The sequence below is a fragment of the Agrobacterium cavarae genome (assembly GCF_004310285.1).
GTDB classification, from domain to species: domain Bacteria; phylum Pseudomonadota; class Alphaproteobacteria; order Rhizobiales; family Rhizobiaceae; genus Agrobacterium; species Agrobacterium cavarae.
Genome location: NZ_SISF01000032.1, coordinates 22,258 through 39,578, shown reverse-complemented (window position 1 = coordinate 39,578; position 17,321 = coordinate 22,258). Strand labels below are relative to the sequence as shown.

The 17,321-nt window shown below is 57.4% G+C and carries 18 protein-coding genes and 2 tRNA genes; 12 read left to right on the top strand and 8 right to left on the bottom strand.

Going from position 1 to position 17,321, the window contains the following annotated elements:
- Positions 1–62: 62 nt before the first annotated feature.
- Complete coding sequence (gene tyrS / locus EYC79_RS16195) at positions 63–1,316, bottom strand: tyrosine--tRNA ligase (RefSeq protein WP_130978641.1); 1,254 nt, start codon at positions 1,314–1,316, stop codon at positions 63–65.
- Between the two features lie 174 nt (positions 1,317–1,490).
- Here tyrS and EYC79_RS16190 point away from each other — a divergent pair, with 174 nt between their 5' ends.
- On the top strand, positions 1,491–2,036 hold the full coding sequence (locus EYC79_RS16190) for a GNAT family N-acetyltransferase (RefSeq protein WP_130978640.1): 546 nt from the start codon (positions 1,491–1,493) through the stop codon (positions 2,034–2,036).
- Positions 2,037–2,136: 100 nt separating this feature from the next.
- Here EYC79_RS16190 and EYC79_RS16185 read toward each other — a convergent pair whose 3' ends face one another.
- Positions 2,137–2,814, bottom strand: a complete 678-nt coding sequence (locus tag EYC79_RS16185; protein WP_062441481.1) for an alpha/beta hydrolase — start codon at positions 2,812–2,814, stop codon at positions 2,137–2,139.
- A gap of 211 nt (positions 2,815–3,025) precedes the next feature.
- On the opposite strand from EYC79_RS16185, the gene EYC79_RS16180 reads away from it, so the two are divergent.
- The 8 genes from EYC79_RS16180 to sufA all read left to right on the top strand — a co-directional run bounded on the left by EYC79_RS16180 (position 3,026) and on the right by sufA (position 10,604).
- Positions 3,026–4,195, top strand: coding sequence for a cysteine desulfurase family protein (locus EYC79_RS16180; RefSeq protein ID WP_130978639.1), 1,170 nt, complete (start codon positions 3,026–3,028; stop codon positions 4,193–4,195).
- Positions 4,196–4,396: 201 nt separating this feature from the next.
- Complete coding sequence (sufB, locus tag EYC79_RS16175) at positions 4,397–5,866, top strand: Fe-S cluster assembly protein SufB (protein WP_062441476.1); 1,470 nt, start codon at positions 4,397–4,399, stop codon at positions 5,864–5,866.
- A 53-nt stretch (positions 5,867–5,919) separates the two neighbouring features.
- A complete protein-coding gene (locus tag EYC79_RS16170) occupies positions 5,920–6,261 on the top strand; it encodes a GIY-YIG nuclease family protein (protein ID WP_130978638.1) in 342 nt (113 codons plus the stop codon).
- A 114-nt stretch (positions 6,262–6,375) separates the two neighbouring features.
- Entirely contained in the window at positions 6,376–7,131 is a 756-nt protein-coding gene (gene sufC, locus EYC79_RS16165) for a Fe-S cluster assembly ATPase SufC (RefSeq protein WP_062424300.1), read from the top strand.
- A gap of 24 nt (positions 7,132–7,155) precedes the next feature.
- The gene (gene sufD / locus EYC79_RS16160) at positions 7,156–8,427 is read left to right on the top strand and encodes a Fe-S cluster assembly protein SufD (protein ID WP_130978637.1); all 1,272 of its coding nucleotides are present in this window, start codon (positions 7,156–7,158) and stop codon (positions 8,425–8,427) included.
- Positions 8,420–9,673, top strand: a complete 1,254-nt coding sequence (locus EYC79_RS16155; protein ID WP_130978636.1) for a cysteine desulfurase — start codon at positions 8,420–8,422, stop codon at positions 9,671–9,673. The genes sufD and EYC79_RS16155 overlap by 8 nt, the downstream gene beginning before the upstream one ends.
- 23 nt (positions 9,674–9,696) lie before the next feature.
- Positions 9,697–10,104, top strand: a complete 408-nt coding sequence (locus EYC79_RS16150) for an SUF system Fe-S cluster assembly protein (RefSeq protein ID WP_130978635.1) — start codon at positions 9,697–9,699, stop codon at positions 10,102–10,104.
- Between the two features lie 110 nt (positions 10,105–10,214).
- The gene (sufA, locus tag EYC79_RS16145) at positions 10,215–10,604 is read left to right on the top strand and encodes a Fe-S cluster assembly scaffold SufA (protein ID WP_062441466.1); all 390 of its coding nucleotides are present in this window, start codon (positions 10,215–10,217) and stop codon (positions 10,602–10,604) included.
- A gap of 68 nt (positions 10,605–10,672) precedes the next feature.
- On the opposite strand, the gene EYC79_RS16140 is transcribed toward sufA, so the two are convergent.
- The 5 genes from EYC79_RS16140 to EYC79_RS16120 all read right to left on the bottom strand — a co-directional run bounded on the left by EYC79_RS16140 (position 10,673) and on the right by EYC79_RS16120 (position 15,473).
- Positions 10,673–11,608 (bottom strand): MYG1 family protein, encoded by a 936-nt coding sequence (locus EYC79_RS16140; protein WP_130978634.1) that lies wholly within the window; start codon positions 11,606–11,608, stop codon positions 10,673–10,675.
- Positions 11,609–11,683: 75 nt separating this feature from the next.
- Positions 11,684–12,166 carry a transcription elongation factor GreA gene (gene greA, locus EYC79_RS16135; protein ID WP_130978633.1) on the bottom strand — a complete coding sequence of 161 codons (483 nt, stop codon included), beginning with the start codon at positions 12,164–12,166 and terminating at the stop codon, positions 11,684–11,686.
- Between the two features lie 73 nt (positions 12,167–12,239).
- On the bottom strand, positions 12,240–13,448 hold the full coding sequence (locus EYC79_RS16130; RefSeq protein WP_130978632.1) for an ABC transporter permease: 1,209 nt from the start codon (positions 13,446–13,448) through the stop codon (positions 12,240–12,242).
- Complete coding sequence (locus EYC79_RS16125; RefSeq protein WP_130978631.1) at positions 13,438–14,160, bottom strand: ABC transporter ATP-binding protein; 723 nt, start codon at positions 14,158–14,160, stop codon at positions 13,438–13,440. The genes EYC79_RS16130 and EYC79_RS16125 overlap by 11 nt, the downstream gene beginning before the upstream one ends.
- A 14-nt stretch (positions 14,161–14,174) precedes the next feature.
- Entirely contained in the window at positions 14,175–15,473 is a 1,299-nt protein-coding gene (locus tag EYC79_RS16120; protein ID WP_130978630.1) for an efflux RND transporter periplasmic adaptor subunit, read from the bottom strand.
- A 259-nt stretch (positions 15,474–15,732) separates the two neighbouring features.
- Between EYC79_RS16120 and EYC79_RS16115 the strand changes: the two genes are divergently transcribed.
- A tRNA-Pro gene (locus tag EYC79_RS16115) sits at positions 15,733–15,809 on the top strand.
- Positions 15,810–16,069: 260 nt separating this feature from the next.
- Here EYC79_RS16115 and EYC79_RS23500 read toward each other — a convergent pair.
- Entirely contained in the window at positions 16,070–16,210 is a 141-nt protein-coding gene (locus tag EYC79_RS23500) for a hypothetical protein (protein ID WP_165457054.1), read from the bottom strand.
- A gap of 343 nt (positions 16,211–16,553) precedes the next feature.
- Between EYC79_RS23500 and EYC79_RS16110 the strand changes: the two genes are divergently transcribed.
- Both EYC79_RS16110 and EYC79_RS16105 read left to right on the top strand, forming a co-directional pair.
- On the top strand, positions 16,554–16,859 hold the full coding sequence (locus EYC79_RS16110; protein WP_062424309.1) for an ETC complex I subunit: 306 nt from the start codon (positions 16,554–16,556) through the stop codon (positions 16,857–16,859).
- 31 nt (positions 16,860–16,890) lie between these two features.
- Positions 16,891–16,967: transfer RNA gene (locus tag EYC79_RS16105), tRNA-Arg, on the top strand.
- Positions 16,968–17,321 lie beyond the last annotated feature (354 nt).

Below are 17,321 nucleotides of genomic sequence, written 5' to 3'. Positions count from 1 at the left end.
TGCATTGCAGTTTGGGATGATCCGAGGGCCGCTTTCGCGGCCCTGAGACTTTGGCAAATGGTTTAGGCCGGGCGCACCAGAATGTGCTTCTTCTTGCCAAGCGAAAGCTTGATGACGCCATCTGCCGTCACTTCGCCCGCGCCGATAAGTTTGCGTTCATCCGAAACGCTCTCGTCGTTGATGCGCACCGCACCACCCTGAACGTGACGACGGGCTTCGCCGTTGGACGCGGCAAGACCTGCACGCACGATCAGCGAGAGAAGACCGATGCCTGCTTCCAAGTCAGTCTTCGGCACTTCGATCGACGGCAAGTTGTCGGAAAGCGCACCTTCCTCAAAAGTCTTGCGAGCGGTTTCGGCAGCTTCCTCCGCCGCAGCGCGGCCGTGCAGGATCGCGGTCACTTCCGTCGCGAGGATCTTCTTAGCGTCATTGATTTCCGACCCACCAAGCTTTGCGAGACGATCGATCTCGTCCATCGGTAGTGTGGTGAAGAGCTTGGCGAAACGAATAACGTCCGCGTCTTCGGTGTTACGCCAGTATTGCCAGAAGTCGTAGACGGGCAGCAGATCCTTGTTCAGCCAGACGGCACCCGACGCTGATTTGCCCATCTTCGCGCCGGAAGATGTGGTCAGCAGCGGCGATGTGAGGGCGTAGAGCTGCGGCGTCCCCATTCGGTGGCCGAGATCGATTCCGTTGATAATATTGCCCCACTGATCCGAACCACCCATCTGCAGGCGACATCCGGTGCGCCTGTTGAGCTCTACATAGTCGTAGGCCTGCAGGATCATGTAGTTGAACTCGAGGAAGGACAACGACTGTTCGCGATCGAGACGCGTCTTGACGCTATCGAAGGAGAGCATGCGGTTGACAGAGAAATGCCGACCCACATCACGCAGGAATTCGAGATAGTTCAAGCCGCGCAGCCAATCAGCGTTGTTGATCATCAAGGCGGGGTTGGTGGCCCGGTCGTAATCGAGGTAATTGGCGAAGACGTGCTTCAGCGAGGTGATGTTGTCTTCGATCATGTCGATGGTCATCAGCTTGCGTGCTTCTTCCTTGAAGGAAGGGTCACCCACCATGCCGGTGCCGCCACCCATCAGCGAGATCGGCTGATGGCCGGTCGCTTGCAGCCAATGCAACATCATGATCTGCGTCAGGTGGCCGACATGCAAGCTCGATGCCGTCGGGTCATAACCGATATAGGCAGTCACGGTTTCCTTGGCGAACAGTTCGTCGAGACCTGCCTCATCGGAGATCTGGTGAATGAAGCCGCGCTCATCGAGCGTGCGGAGGAAATCGGACTTGAACCTGGACATAACCTTTTTCTTTCTGGGATTAGTCGTGACCTTCACTGCATTTCAGTGAATGGCAGCGGCTTTATCATTATTTTTTTCAAATTACACCCGTTTCGGCCATGAATGTTCGCTTCGATGGACGCTTAGTCGCTACGGGGTGGGCGGTAGCGGCGGGGCAATGGAAAGGTAGGAAAAATGCGCGAGCAAGTCATACTCGAGACTGAGAGGCTGAAAGTGACAATGTGGGCGCCCGGTGACGTCACACTTGTCCATCAGCTGCATTCAACAATCGAGACGACTCGCTACCTCACGGGATCGGCACCCTGGAGCAACGAGAAATGCGAAGAACGATTGTCGCGCTGGATCGATGATCACCACAGTTATGGCACCACGAAGTACAAGCTCCTGTCACGTGACGACGATCGTTTTCTAGGAAGGGCAGGTTTCTCCTTCTTTGGAGGCGAGAGACCCGATTTCGAATTGGGTTATTCGCTTTGCCAGACGGTGTGGGGCAGGGGCTATGCGACAGAGATTGGCATGGCATTGCGAAACTGGTTCTTCGACCGAAAGATCGCTGACAAGTTCATCGCCTTCACCCACCCGGACAACATCGCCTCTCAAAAAGTGCTGACCAAGATCGGCATGCAACCGTGCCAGCCGATGACCGTCGAGGGGCTCGTGTGTCCGACATTTGAATATACGGCTGCCATGCATGACCAGATCGCAACGCGATTGAGTTGATGTGAGTTCGGGCCGGTCAGAGCGTCAGGCTTGAAATCCATCACTGTTCCAACAAAAAACCGCCGGAGTGACCGGCGGCTCTGAAAGTTCTTTGGATCTTTTAGCGGATGCGCTTGGCCGCGGGCTCCGGCACCAGTTCGCCATTCAGGCGGCGGTCGAGATAGTCGCCGCATTCGCTCATCAACTCGTCCACCTTGCCGCTGAAGAAGTGGTTTGCGCCAGGCACGGTGCGGTGGGTGATGAGAATACCCTTCTGGGTCTTCAGCTTTTCCACCAGGCCGTTGACGTCCTTTTCCGGTGCAACCTTGTCCGCATCGCCATTGATGATCAGGCCGGACGACGGGCAGGGGGCGAGGAATGAGAAGTCGTAGGTGTTGGGCTGCGGTGCAATCGACATGAAGCCTTCGATTTCCGGACGGCGCATCAGAAGCTGCATGCCGATCCAGGATCCGAAAGAGTAGCCGGCGACCCAACAGCTCTTGGAATCAGGATGCAGGCTCTGCACCCAGTCGAGCGCGGACGCAGCGTCCGACAATTCGCCAGCGCCATGATCGAACTCACCCTGGCTGCGGCCGATGGAGCGGAAGTTGAAACGCAATGTCGTGAAACCGCGCTTCTGGAACATGTAGAAGAGCTGGTAGACGATCTGATTGTTCATCGTGCCGCCGAACTGCGGATGCGGATGAAGAATGATGGCGATCGGTGCGCTTTTTTCCTTGGAGGGCTGGTAGCGGCCTTCGAGACGACCTGCGGGGCCGTTGAAAATAACTTCAGGCATAGGTACTCCGGTCGGTTTTTATGTTTCTGACTCTTTCCCCGCGCAAGAAGACTTGACGTGGATGGTCAGCTTTTCTAAAACCTAGTTTAGAACTGTTCGAAACTTGCGTTCCGTGGCGCTGTTGGTGGTGTCATAAGGCAAGGGTGACGGAAATTTCAAGGAAAATGCGCTTTGAGGCGCGAATGATCGGGATAAAGGCACGATTTGCGCCATGGGCACAGCGGAGCGCACATATCTGGACTGGAATGCGACAGCACCTTTGCTGCCGGCCGTCCGTGATGCGCTTCTCTCTGCTCTCGATCTATCCGGCAATCCGTCGTCTGTTCACAAGGAAGGACGTGCCGTTCGCGCCGCCGTCGAGACTGCGCGTCGTGATGTGGCTGCGCTGGTAGGCGCTGAGGCGTCGCACGTCGTTTTCACCAGCGGTGCGACGGAAGCTGCAAACCTTGTTCTGTGCCCGCACTTTAAAATGGGCCGTTCACCCTTAAATATAAGCCATCTCTACGTATCCGCCATCGAGCATCCAGCCATTCGCGAGGGCGGACGGTTCAGCAGGTCCGCAGTCACGGAAGTTCCGGTGACGGAGAAGGGGCTGCTCGATATCGAAGCATTGGAAAGCCTGCTTTCGCGACACGACCGGGCATTGGGCCTGCCGATGGTGGCGTTGATGCTGGTCAACAATGAGACAGGCATCATACAGCCAGTGAAAGATGCGGCGCGGCTCGTTCATGCTGCCGGTGGCTTGCTCGTGGTCGATGCCGTGCAGGCGGTAGGGCGCATCCCGGTTGAGATCGAAGCGCTGGACGCAGACTTCCTGATCGTGTCATCACACAAGATCGGTGGCCCGAAAGGTGTTGGCGCCCTGATCTCCCGCGGTGAAGTGATGATGCCTTTGCCGCTGATCCATGGTGGCGGGCAGGAAAAGGGTCATCGGTCTGGTACCGAGAACACGCTCGCAATTCTCGGCTTTGGTGTGGCCGCAAAAGAAGCGGCGCGGATGCAAAAGGCGGAAAGCGCGCGTTTGGCCTCGTTGAGGACCCGGCTGGAAGACGGAATGCGCGTCTCCGCGCCGGATGTCATCATCCACGGTGCGGATGTCGCGCGCGTCGGCAACACGACCTTCTTCACGCTTCCCGGCTTGAAGTCGGAAACCGGGCAGATTGCCTTTGATATCGAAGGTGTCGCTCTCTCCGCAGGTTCGGCCTGCTCTTCGGGTAAAGTCGGAGAGAGCCATGTGCTGACGGCCATGGGGCAGGATCCGAAGCTCGGTGCTCTGCGCATTTCACTCGGGCACGCGACAACGGTAGATGATATAGAGAAGGCGGTCCGCGCCTTTAGCAAGATTGCAGGACGGCGCAAGCTTTCCGGTCAGGCAGCCTGAGGGCTGGGATAAACTGCGAAATGTCAAAATTTCGCTTGCGGTGCGGTGGGAAAAACGCCAACCCGCTCTTAAATAAACGCATGAAAGCGCTGGCCTCAGATGGCTCCCGCATTTATGTGAAGCGCGAATGAAGGCGGGGGTTCCGTCTTGATACGTTGACAAGCCACCGGACCTTGTATCCGGCGAGATTGGAGAACGACAATGGCAGCGGTTCAGGAAACAATCGATCAGGTTCGCCAGATCGATGTGGACCAGTATAAATACGGTTTCGAAACCGAGATCGAAGTCGATAAGGCGCCTAAGGGTCTGTCGGAAGAGGTCATCCGGTTCATTTCCGCCAAGAAGCAGGAGCCGGAGTGGCTGCTCCAATGGCGTCTTGACGCTTATCAGCGCTGGTTGACGATGGAAGAGCCCACCTGGGCGCGCGTCAATTATCCGAAGATCGACTTTAACGACCTTTATTACTACGCCGCGCCAAAGAGCACGCCAGGTCCCAAGTCGCTTGAAGATGTCGATCCTGAGCTGCTGAAGGTCTATGAGAAGCTCGGCATTCCGCTGAAGGAACAGGAAATCCTGGCCGGCGTGGAGAACCGTCGCGTGGCCGTGGATGCCGTGTTCGACTCGGTCTCCGTCGTCACGACCTTCAAGGAAGAGCTGAAGAAGGCGGGCGTGATCTTCATGTCCATCTCGGAAGCTGTTCGCGAGCATCCCGAACTGGTGAAGAAGTATCTTGGCTCCGTCGTTCCGACGACCGACAACTTCTATGCCACGCTGAACTCAGCGGTCTTTACAGACGGTTCCTTCGTTTTCATTCCAAAGGGTGTGCGTTGCCCAATGGAGCTTTCCACCTATTTCCGCATCAATGAGAAGAACACGGGCCAGTTCGAGCGCACGCTGATCATTGCGGAAGAAGGCGCCTACGTTTCCTATCTGGAAGGCTGCACCGCACCGCAGCGCGATGAAAACCAGCTTCACGCCGCTGTCGTCGAACTCGTGGCGCTCGACGATGCCGAGATCAAGTACTCCACCGTCCAGAACTGGTATCCGGGCGACAAGGAAGGCAAGGGCGGCATCTACAACTTCGTGACCAAGCGCGGCGATTGCCGCGGTCATCGCTCGAAGATCTCCTGGACGCAGGTCGAAACCGGTTCTGCCATCACGTGGAAGTACCCATCCTGCATTCTGCGTGGTGATGACAGCCGCGGCGAGTTTTACTCGATCGCTGTCTCCAACGGTTACCAGCAGGTCGATTCCGGCACCAAGATGATCCATCTCGGCAAGAACACGTCGAGCCGCATCATTGCCAAGGGTATTGCGGCAGGCTTCTCGGAAAACGTCTATCGCGGGCAGGTCTCGGCCCATCGCAAGGCGACCAATGCGCGCAACTTCACGCAGTGCGACAGCCTTCTGATTGGCGACAAGTGCGGGGCGCATACCGTGCCTTACATCGAAGCAAAGAATGCCTCGGCGCATTTCGAGCATGAAGCAACGACATCCAAGATTTCCGAGGATCAGCTGTTCTACTGCTTGCAGCGTGGCATTCCCGAAGAAGCCGCGATCGCTTTGATCGTCAACGGCTTCGTCAGGGACGTCATTCAGGAACTGCCGATGGAATTTGCTGTCGAAGCGCAGAAGCTGATTGGCATCTCGCTGGAAGGCTCGGTGGGTTGACTTAGAACGTCATCCTCGGGCTTGTCCCGAGGATCTGCTGGGCGGGTGTTGGAATGAGTGGCTTCGTCTACATGATGTCCGACAAGCCACGCGGGGTGATTTACACAGGTGTCACAAGCGATTTGGCTGGGCGTGTGTGGGAACATCGAAACGTGGTTCGGAAGGGCTATACGGAGAAGTATCAGGCTAAAAACCTCGTTTGGTTTGAAGCCCATCCCAACATCGTTCTGGCCATCCAGCGCGAGAAATCGTTGAAGCGCTATCTTCGGGAATGGAAGATGAGATTGATAGAAGAGTTGAACCCAACTTGGCTCGATCTCTACGAGCGTATTGACGAAATCGAGAATGCTTATATGCCGCACAAAAATACGCTCGCGGCGCGCGACTACAATTGACGTGATTAGATCCTCGGGACAGGCCCGAGGATGACGGATGTAAATGTTGAGCTAAGCCGGTAGAACGGCCAACGAGGCGGTCCTTGAAACCGCACTACGAACAGGAATTGAAACATGCTTGAAATCATCGACCTGCACGCAAAGATCGCCGATACCGAAACCGAGATCATCAAGGGTCTGAACCTGAAGGTTGCCGCCGGCGAAGTCGCCGCCATCATGGGTCCTAACGGCTCCGGCAAGTCCACGCTGTCCTATATCCTTTCGGGCCGCGAAGACTATGAAGTGACCTCGGGCGACATTCTCTATAATGGCGAGAGCATTCTGGAGCTGGACGCTGCCGAACGCGCTGCCAAGGGCATCTTCCTCGCCTTCCAGTATCCGGTCGAAATTCCAGGCGTTGCGACCATGCAGTTCCTGAAGGTTGCGATGAATGAGCAGCGCAAAGCACGCGGCGAAGCTGAACTTACAACGCCTGACTTCATCAAGAAGGTGAAGGAAGCAGCTGGCGATCTGAAGATCGACATGGACATGCTGAAGCGTCCGCTCAATGTCGGCTTCTCCGGCGGTGAGAAGAAGCGCGCGGAAATCCTGCAGATGGCGCTGCTTGAGCCGAAGCTCTGCGTTCTGGACGAAACGGACTCCGGTCTCGACATCGACGCGCTGAAGATCGTTGCCGATGGCGTCAACGCATTGAAGTCGCCGGATCGTGCGACCGTCGTCATCACCCACTATCAGCGCCTGCTCGATTACATCGTGCCGGACAGCGTCCATGTTCTTTATAAGGGCAAGATCATCCGTTCGGGCGACAAGGCACTGGCGCTGGAACTGGAAAACAATGGTTACGCCGACATCATCGGTGAAGCGGCCTAATCAAAGGGCCAGGAGACCATGTCCATGAATATTCAAACGACAAACCGGCTGACACCTGCGGAAACCGCACTGGTGGAAGCCTTCACGGCCAAGTTCACCGAGCTTCCCGGCAATGGCGATGTCGTTGCTGCGCGCGACGTGCTGTTCGACGACCTGAAGACCGCTGGTCTTCCGACGCGCCGCATCGAAGCCTGGCACTATACCGATATGAAAACCCTGCTGCGCAGCATCCCCGAGGATGCCTCTGCGCCGGTGATCGAGAAGCGTGATTCAGCCGTTGCTGGATCGCAGGTTGCCTATCTACGCCACGGCAAGTCGGCAGATACCGAGATCGTCGATTTCGAAATCGCAAGCTTTGCCGAAAGCCTGCTGGATGGCACGGCTGCCGGCTCGCTTGTAGCGGCTGACAAGGACGACATGATCGGCCGCCTGAATGGCAGCTTCGTGCGTGATGGTTACTCGGTAACCGTGCCGGATGAGGCCCAGATCGAGCGTCCGCTCGAGCTTCAGGTGATCCATGGCGCCGGGCAGGTTCACACCCGTTCGCCAGTTCGCTTCGGCAAAAGCTCCAAGGCCACGATCATCGAGCGTCATCTGTCGGTTACGGCGGAAGCAGCACTCGTCACGCATGTCACCGATCTTGAGGTTCAGGACGGGGCTGAAGCCACCTATATCCTTTTGCAGCAGCAGGGTGCAGCCGATACCCATCTGGCTCAGTTGCGTATCAAGCTTGGCGCAGACGCCAATCTTCGCCTCTTCATCATCAACGCAGGCGGCAAGCTCGTGCGCCAGGAACTGCGCATCGATGTGGAAGGTGAGGGCACCGATCTCTCCGTGCGTGGCGTCAACCTGCTGGGTGGCGAAACCCATACGGATGTGACGATGGTTCTCGGCCACAACGTGCCGAACACGACCTCGACGGAAATCTTCCGCAACGTTGTCTTCGATCGTGCCAAGGGCATCTTTCAGGGTATGATCCGGGTCGCGCCCGATGCCCAGAAGACAGACGCCAAGATGTCCTGCAACACCCTGCTGATGTCCGACGATGGCGAGTTTTCGGCAAAGCCTGAACTTGAAATCTTCGCAGACGACGTTCAGTGCGGCCATGGCGCAACGGTTGCGGATATCAGCGATGAACACCTTTATTACCTGATGGCGCGTGGCGTGCCACGGGCGAAGGCGCGTGCCATGCTGGTGAACGCATTCGTCGCGGCCATCGTCGAAGAGTTGGAAGACGACAATCTGGTAGAGGCGCTGGAAGGTATCATCTCCAGCTGGCTGGAAGATCATGCCTGATAACAGCGAACGCGCCGTCAAAGCGGCTCCCTACGATGTCGAGGCCGTGCGCAAGGATTTTCCAATCCTTTCGCGTGAGGTGTATGGCAAGCCGCTTGTCTACCTGGACAATGGCGCGTCCGCGCAGAAGCCGCAGGTGGTCATCGATGCGGTGTCGCATGCCTATTCCAACGAATATGCCAATGTGCATCGCGGCCTGCATTTTCTCTCCAATGCGGCAACGGATGCCTACGAAGCATCGCGCGAAAAGGTGCGGCGCTTTTTGAATGCCGGTTCGGTGGATGAAATCGTCTTCACCAAGTCCTCCACCGAGGCGATCAACACGGTCGCCTATGGCTACGGCATGCCGAAGATCGGCGAGGGCGATGAGATCGTCCTCTCGATCATGGAGCACCATTCCAATATCGTGCCTTGGCATTTTATTCGCGAGCGGCAGGGCGCCAAGCTCGTCTGGGTGCCGGTGGACGACGAAGGCGCGTTTCATGTCGAGGCGTTCGAAAAAAGCCTGACGGAGCGCACCAAGCTCGTCGCCATAACCCATATGTCCAACGCGCTCGGCACCATCGTGCCGGTCAAGGAAATTTGCCGCATTGCCCACGAGCGTGGGATTCCCGTGCTGATTGATGGCAGCCAGGGTGCGGTTCACATGCCGGTCGATGTCCGCGACATCGATTGCGACTGGTACGTGATGACGGGTCACAAGCTCTATGGCCCATCGGGTATCGGCGTTCTCTACGGCAAGGCCGACCGGTTGAAAGAAATGCGTCCCTTCCAGGGCGGCGGGGAAATGATCCTCGACGTCTCTGAGGACGAGATCACCTATAACGAGCCGCCGCACCGTTTCGAGGCGGGCACGCCGCCGATCGTCCAGGCGATTGGTCTCGGCTACGCGCTGGACTATATGGATAATCTCGGACGCGCGGCGATCGCTGCACATGAGGCGGATCTTGCCGCCTATGCCACCGAACGTCTGCGTGACATCAACTCGCTACGCGTCATCGGCAATGCACCGGGGAAGGGCGGCATCTTCTCCTTTGAGCTTGAAGGCATCCATGCCCATGATGTCTCGATGGTCATCGACCGCCGCGGCGTCGCCGTGCGCGCCGGTACACATTGCGCCATGCCACTCTTGAAACGCTTCGGCGTGACCTCCACATGCCGAGCATCATTCGGGCTTTACAATACCCGCGCGGAAGTGGATGCGCTGGCCGAAGCACTCGATTACGCCCGCAAATTTTTCGCCTGACATCGAAATTGAGGATCAGGACCATGAGCACCGATACGACCGAACAGCTGCAGGATCTGGCACAATCGCCTGCAGAAGAGGCTGTGCAAGCCCCTGCCAAGACCTCCAGCATCTCCCCGGATGAGCTGGCGCGGCTCAGCGACGACGTCGTCGCCGCGCTGAAGACCATCTACGATCCGGAAATTCCCGCCGATATTTTCGAACTTGGTCTCATCTACAAGATCGACATCGAAGACGACCGGATGGTCAAGATCGTCATGACGCTGACTGCACCCGGCTGCCCTGTGGCCGGAGAAATGCCGGGCTGGGTGGAAAACGCGGTTGGCGCCGTCGAGGGCGTGTCCGGCGTAACGGTCGAAATGACCTTCGATCCGCCATGGACGCCGGATCGCATGTCGGAAGAAGCGCAGGTTGCGGTGGGCTGGTACTGAGCGCCGTCGATTGCACAATCGACAACCCTTGATACCGTCTCGACGCAGGACTAGATTTAAGTCCATAAACATCGGGCCTTGAACCCGACTGTCGAAGGAGTGATGAGCCCATGGGCTTTGCAGTGATGACAATGACGGAGGCTGCGGCCTCTCGCGTCAAGGCGATCGTCGATAATTCCGGCGCTGAGGCCAAGGGCGTGCGCGTCGGGATCAAAAAAGGCGGCTGCGCCGGGATGGAATATACCATCGATCTCGTAACCGAGCCTGATGCCAAGGACGACCTGATCGAGCATGATGGTGCAAAGGTCTGGATTCAGCCATCCGCCGTGCTCTACCTGCTCGGCACGCAGATGGATTTCGAAGTCACCAAGATGCGCTCCGGCTTTACCTTCAACAATCCGAACCAGACATCGGCATGCGGCTGCGGCGAGTCCGTCGAACTGAAGGCCGCAGATCTTGCCATGCTGGCCAAGCAGCGTGAAGCTGAGGCTAGCGTCTGAGAAATGCCTGTTTGCATTGCGGTGCTTGTTCCCAAGCACCGCGACACTTCATTTTCCAAAGACGGTATTTAAGCGGATTGCTCCTCTAACAGGGCTTCCTGTGTGGCGATTTCCGCCATCGTCATTGCCGCTTCGCGCGTCTTTGCAGCCGCGATAAAGCGACCATTGTGACAGAAGGTTGCGCCTTCAACCCCGCTCGCCTGCTCAAGATCGCCATTGGTCAAGCCAGCCCAAGAGACCGGCAGATCGGCGCGAAGCTCGAAGCCTTCTTCCGCGCGGCGGATGCCTGTGACGCACCAGTCCTTGTCACGGGGATGAACGACGAAGAGCAGATGATCCGCACCGGCCTTGACGATCGCTGGTCTGAAAGGCATGCCGATCGGCAATTCCAGGATACGGCTTTCGCCGGTGCGCTCTATGGCTTTGAGAACGAGCGTTTCTGCCCGCAGCTTTGCGGCCTTCTTCTCGATGCCGGCTTCGACAAAAGAGCGAGCAATCGCAAGCGCGCTATGGAAGGCTGCGTCGTCAGCACCTGGTTCACGGTTGTCGAATGAAGGTTTTAAGGTTTCCAAAAGAGACGGCAAGGTGAGACCGGCAAGCTCGCCGGCAATGGCCGGGCTCAGCGCCCCATTGTCGGTAAGGTCGATCGGTAGCACAAAGCTCTTGTCGAAAGACGCGTGGACGTTTTCGATATCGGCGCCAGCAACGCCAAGCGCGGTGAGATAATCTCGACCGTAGTGTTTCCATACAAGGCCAAATGAACTGTAGGGCTGACCATCGTCACGCAGCGGCGCGCCGCGCTGGTGGTGATCGAAAATCTGCGCCTCGGCATCATAGGCGCCGCCAACATCATAGATGACCCGGTCTTGCGCAGGGGTGATCCACTCCGGCGCGCGGCTGCGAACGATCTTGGCCGTCGGATAAAGCCGGGTGAGAATGACGCTGGAGAGCAGTTCATCGGCATGGAAGCCGCCGGAATGGGTGACGAGGAATTCCACCGCCATGGCGCAGTAAACCTTTTGCTGAAAGTCAAGTAACCGGGCAGTTACCCGTTATTTCGACCTGCTGCAACTGGCGGCTTATTGAATGGCTGTAATTTCCAACTCTTGCTCGCCGACCGTGACAATATCACCAACGACCTTGCCGTTGAGAGCGCGAGCGACGGGGGAAACATAGGAAATGGACCCGGCCTTCGGGTCTGCCTCATCTTCGCCGACGATACGGTAGGATTGCACGCGGCCATCTTCACGCGTGAAGGTCACGGTACTTCCGAAGGAGACACTATCGTTTGCCTCGGGTGCGGGCATAACCTGCGCGGTGCGCAGCCGCTCCGCCAGATAGCGGATATCGCGCAGATGTGGCGCGATCTGGCGCCGGCGTTCGTTCACGTCCTCCACGGCATTGGCGATCTCATGCGCGGCGCGGGCAGCTTTCATCTGTTCTTCAAGGAGCTTGAGACCTGCTTCGGTGACGAGGTTGGGATGTTGCGAGACAGGGCGATCCGGCAGCTGGGTTTCCGCTGCAGTTTCCGCACTCTCTTCTTTCACAAACGCAACGCTCACGGTCCAACTCCCTTAACTCTCGCTCGTTTGCATATGGGGAGCGCAGGGCGCTTCAGCAAGTTCGACAGCCTCGTTACTCGTGGCGCAATGCCTCGATAGGGCTGAGGCTTGCGGCACGGCGAGCCGGAAAATAGCCGAACACCACGCCGATGGCGGCCGAGAAGGCGAAGGCGACGGCGATGATCACCGGGCTGGTGACGAAGGGCACGCCAAGGAAGCTGACGACTGCATAGGCCAGGCCAAGGCCTGTCAAAATCCCCGCGATCCCGCCGAAGGCCGAAAGCATGACGGCCTCGACGAGGAACTGTGTCAGAACCTGCTTTTCCAGAGCGCCGATGGCAAGACGGATGCCGATCTCGCGCGTTCGTTCCGTTACTGAAACCAGCATGATGTTCATGATGCCGATCCCGCCGACCAGAAGACTGACGGCGGCGACAGCGCCGAGCAACCCCGTCAAAAGGGTGGTGGTACCGGTCATGGCAGACGCGATCTGCGCCATGTCGTTGACAGTGAAATCGTCCTGGCGGCCAAGCCCGATGCGCCGGCGCTCGCGCAGCAGATTTTCCAGGTCGGACTGCACTTTTGCAGTCGAGACTCCATCCTGGGCGGAGACCATAATGGAGGAGATCGTCGTCGTACCGCCAATGCGACGCTGATGAATTTTCAGCGGCATGATCACGGTGTCATCCTGATCATCGCCGAGACCTGATTGCCCTTTGCGCCCCAGAACAGCGATGACCGGGCAGGAGATGTTGCTCACACGGATCGTCTGTCCCACCGGATCGGACGATCCGAACAGTTCCTGTCGAACGGTTTCACCGATGATGCAGCCGATCTGTCCCCCGCGATCTTCAGCGGGCAGAAACTCGCGGCCTAGCGCTATCGTCCAGTCCTGCGCGATCAGATAGTCGTTGGTTGTGCCGACGACGCTCGTCTGGTGGTTCTTGCCGCCATAAATGACCGTTGCCGCAGATGACCGGTTTAACGGCGCGACAGCCCGCACACCGCTGATCTGGTCGCGGATGGCCTGTACGTCGCTATCAGTGAAGCGTTTGGCATCGACACTGGCGCGGCCAGGGCCGAATTGTCCAGGCCTGACGAAAAGCATATTGGTGCCGAGGCGAGAAAGCTCAGACTTTACCTGCTCCGTCGTGCCATTGCCGATGGTGACCATGGCGATGACCGCTGCCACACCGATAACGACGCCGAGCACGGTGAGGAAGGAGCGCAGCATGTTGCGGCTGATGGCGCGCATGGCGAGCCTGACGGTCTCAAAGAACATCGGTGGCCTCCATTCCATGCTCGACGGCGCTGTCCGAACCCAGACGGCCATCGACGAAGCGCAGCAGGCGCTTGGCATGGGCGGCGATATCCTCTTCATGGGTCACCATCACGACGGTGATGCCGCGATCGCGATTGAGCGAGGTGATCAGATCCATGATCTCGATGCTGGTTTTGGTGTCGAGATTACCTGTCGGCTCGTCGGCAAGAAGCAAGGCCGGCTTGGTGACGATGGCACGGGCGATTGCCACGCGCTGCTGCTGCCCACCGGACAGCTCCTGCGTGGTGTGGTTTTCACGCCCCTTCAGCCCCACCTGCGCCAGGGCCTCCATGGCAAGCGCTCGCCGTTCAGCGGATTTCATGCCGCGATAGATCAAAGGCAACTCGACATTTTCGACAGCCGAGGTGCGCGACAAAAGGTTGAAGCCTTGAAAGACAAAACCCAGCATGTGGCGGCGAAGCAACGTCAGGTGCTCATTGTCAAAGCCGCTGGTGGGCACGCCCTGAAACAGATATTCTCCCGATGTGGGCGTATCCAGGCAGCCGATGATGTTCATCGAGGTGGACTTGCCTGAGCCGGATGGTCCCATGATGGCAACGAAGTCGTGTTCATTGATCGACAGGCTGACGCCGTCCAGGGCCCGAATGGCCGCTTCGCCTTTACCATATTGCTTCACGACATCGCGGAACTCGATCAGAGGCGGTGCGCTCATGCTTCCACTCCCGCCTAGCTGCTGCGTTGGGTTGCGTCGGTGATCACCTGGTCGCCGGGCTTCAACTCGTCCGAGGTCACGGCGGTGAACTGGCCGTCGGTGGAGCCTGTCTGGACCGAGACGCTGACAGGCGTGCCGTTGCGCAGAACCCAAACCTCACGCTTGCCAGCCGCGGCCTGCTCGGCACCGCTGCCGCGCGAGCGGTTCATGCGCGGAGGGCGGAAAAGGCTCATCAGCCCGCCGCCGCGCGAAGCGTTCTCCCGCGGTGGGGTGTAGCGCAGGGCCGCGTTGGGCACCAGCAGTGCATCCTTCACATGTTCGACCACGATATTGGCGGTTGCCGTCATGCCAGGGCGCAGCAGGAGTTCGGCATTATCCACGGTCAGAATACCCTTATAGGTCACGACGTTGGAGACGGTTTCTGACGCAAAACGAACGGTTTCGATTTTCGCCGGGAAACGGCGCTCGGGATAGGCATCCACATTGAAGGTGGCCTCCTGACCAGCCTCTACCTTGCCGACATCCGCCTCATCGATCGAGACCTGAAGCTCCATGCGGCGCAGATCCCCGGCGATGGTAAAAAGCACCGGCGCATTCAAGGACGATGCCACGGTCGCACCGGGATCGACATCGCGCGTCAGGATCACGCCATCGATCGGAGACACAATCTTCGCCTTGCTGAGATTGACTTCCGCAAGTCGCAGATCGGCCTCCGATGAAAGCACCGTCGCTTCATTGACTTCCAGCGTTGCCGCAGCCGCATCGCGGTTGAACTGCGCCGCATCGAGATCCTGCTGACTGGAGACGCGGTTCTGCACCAGCGATCTCAGCCGCTCCAGCGATGTGTTGGCCGAGCCGAGATCGGCTTTCGCTTTTGCGACATTGGCTCTGGCGGAAGCAAGCTTGGCGCGCGCGCTCTGCACATCGGCCTCAAGTTTGTTGGTGTCGAGTTCAGCCAGAATGTCGCCCGCTTTCACCGGACTGTTAAAGGTGACGTTGACCTTGCGGATCGTGCCGGAGAGCTCGCTCGATATATCCACCTGGTCGGTGGGCTGCACCGAACCGGTGGAGGTAACAATGACGGAGAGATCGCCGCGCTTTGCTTCCTGCGTCGTGTAGGTGTAGGCGACCCGAGCACCGGCAAAGGCAAAATAGTAGGTCGCCGCGCCAGCAATCATCAGCAGCGCGAGAAGGATATAGAGCGAACGCCTGGATTTCTTTTTTCCGGTTTTCGAAGACACCAGAATGTCGCGAAGATCGGGTTTCGCTTTCTGGCTGGTCGTTTTCTCGCTACTGGCGTCCAAGTGGTTCATTCCCATTGTCTGAGAGATTGCAGAAGTTGTGCCTTGATAGGTGGCTATCTGAGGAAGCTACTGCAACTGCTAAAATACGTCTGCTGGATCGCACGGCTGGAAGGGTGGGTGAAGTGAAAACTTCGTAATCTTCCTGCCACCTGCATCCCGTCCCACAATCAGGGACGGCTAAGCCGATTGAGAAAAAAACAAACGAAAAGGTGATTTTAGCTGTTGCAGGGTCTGCGGTAACCGTGTATCTCCCCGCTCACGACATCGGCGGAGTGTAGCGCAGTCTGGTAGCGCATCTGGTTTGGGACCAGAGGGTCGGGAGTTCGAATCTCTCCACTCCGACCATTCGACAAATCACTGATTTGTCTGGATTTGTAATTTCCCTTACATTGTTGAAATTTCTCTGGTGAGCGTATGTGAACGTTAAGCGTGTTCTGCTGCGCTTGCTGTTTTCAATACGATCGACGTCTCGCAATGTGATGTCGAGGCGCCGATGGATTGCGTTTTGATTTGTGGTCTCAAGCCTTGGTATTGTCTGCCGCTTGTGACAACCGTCCTCCTGGAAAATGAATGTGCTCCTGCCGCGCGCCGTGAGGCCTCCAGCCTCATACTCCGTATTGGAAGTGCACCCAGATCAAAGCGCAGAGCGCAATGCCGCCAATAATGACGGCGAGCAGCTTGCTCTGGCCGGGACGGGGCTTCTTCGGCGGTTGTGGCTTGCGAAACTTGATGACGTTATCGCTCATGATACGTGTCTCCTCTTAGGTGTCGCGATAGAATATGCTTCGCGCGTCCCATTCAAGCGTGGCTTTCGCTTTTTCTGTTGGTGAAGGCTCTTATGTTTCGGAGCGCGCCGGCCTCCTTACGGAGGTATAACGGCCGCTCTATCCTCTTTAATTGAGGCATCGTGCTTTCTGAAATTCGGTTAGGATTTTCAGGCCGATGCTGTAGCATCTACAAAGCAAGCGGCTTGACTTCGTGCAGGAGTCAGTCCAAGTGAAATTCTGATGCCGACCGTAATAAAATGGTTACGGGAAGCCGCGTAAAAAGAGCGTCATCGCGCTTGATCGCAAGACTGGAGCAGTTGAAATGTCTGCAAAAATTTATCGTCCGGCAAAGACCGCCATGCAGTCCGGCAAGGCCAAGACGAATATCTGGGTGCTGGAATTCGACGCCGAGGTTCCGCGCAAGATCGATCCGATCATGGGCTACACGTCCTCATCGGACATGAAGCAGCAGGTCAAGCTCAATTTCGACACACAGGAACAAGCTGAAGCCTATGCACAACGCAAGGGCATCGAGTACCGCGTGATCCAGCCGAAGGAAGCAGAGCGCCAGACGGTTTCCTACACGGACAACTTCCGCTATACGCGCACGCAGCCTTGGACACACTAACCGTTTTCGGCGCCTCCACGGCGCCGCGAGTGGCCCCTTAGCTCAACTGGATAGAGCAACTGCCTTCTAAGCAGTAGGTCGCAGGTTCGAGTCCTGCAGGGGTCGCCATTTTGCTACTGTCCGAACCGAAGACATAGGTAACAGTTGATTTTGCTGACAAGGTTTGTCCCTGCGCCGTCTGATGTGGGCATATCGGGTTATTTGATTTGGGCATTTTAATCCCTATCTGCTTTTTCTCGAGCAGAATTTTAGCCTGATGCAACATACCCACCCGATGTAAGCGTTTGAATCAGAAGAGTTTATGTGCACCCGCCGTCGATTGCTGCTACATAATAGTGCGATGTAGTGATCTGCCGACTAAGCCGTTTGAGTTTCCTATCGGAAAATGTTGACCAAGGGCTTGCGATTTTGTGGCAAGACGACTTTCCTCAGTGTAAATTCACGCTCGTTTAAGCCCGCTCA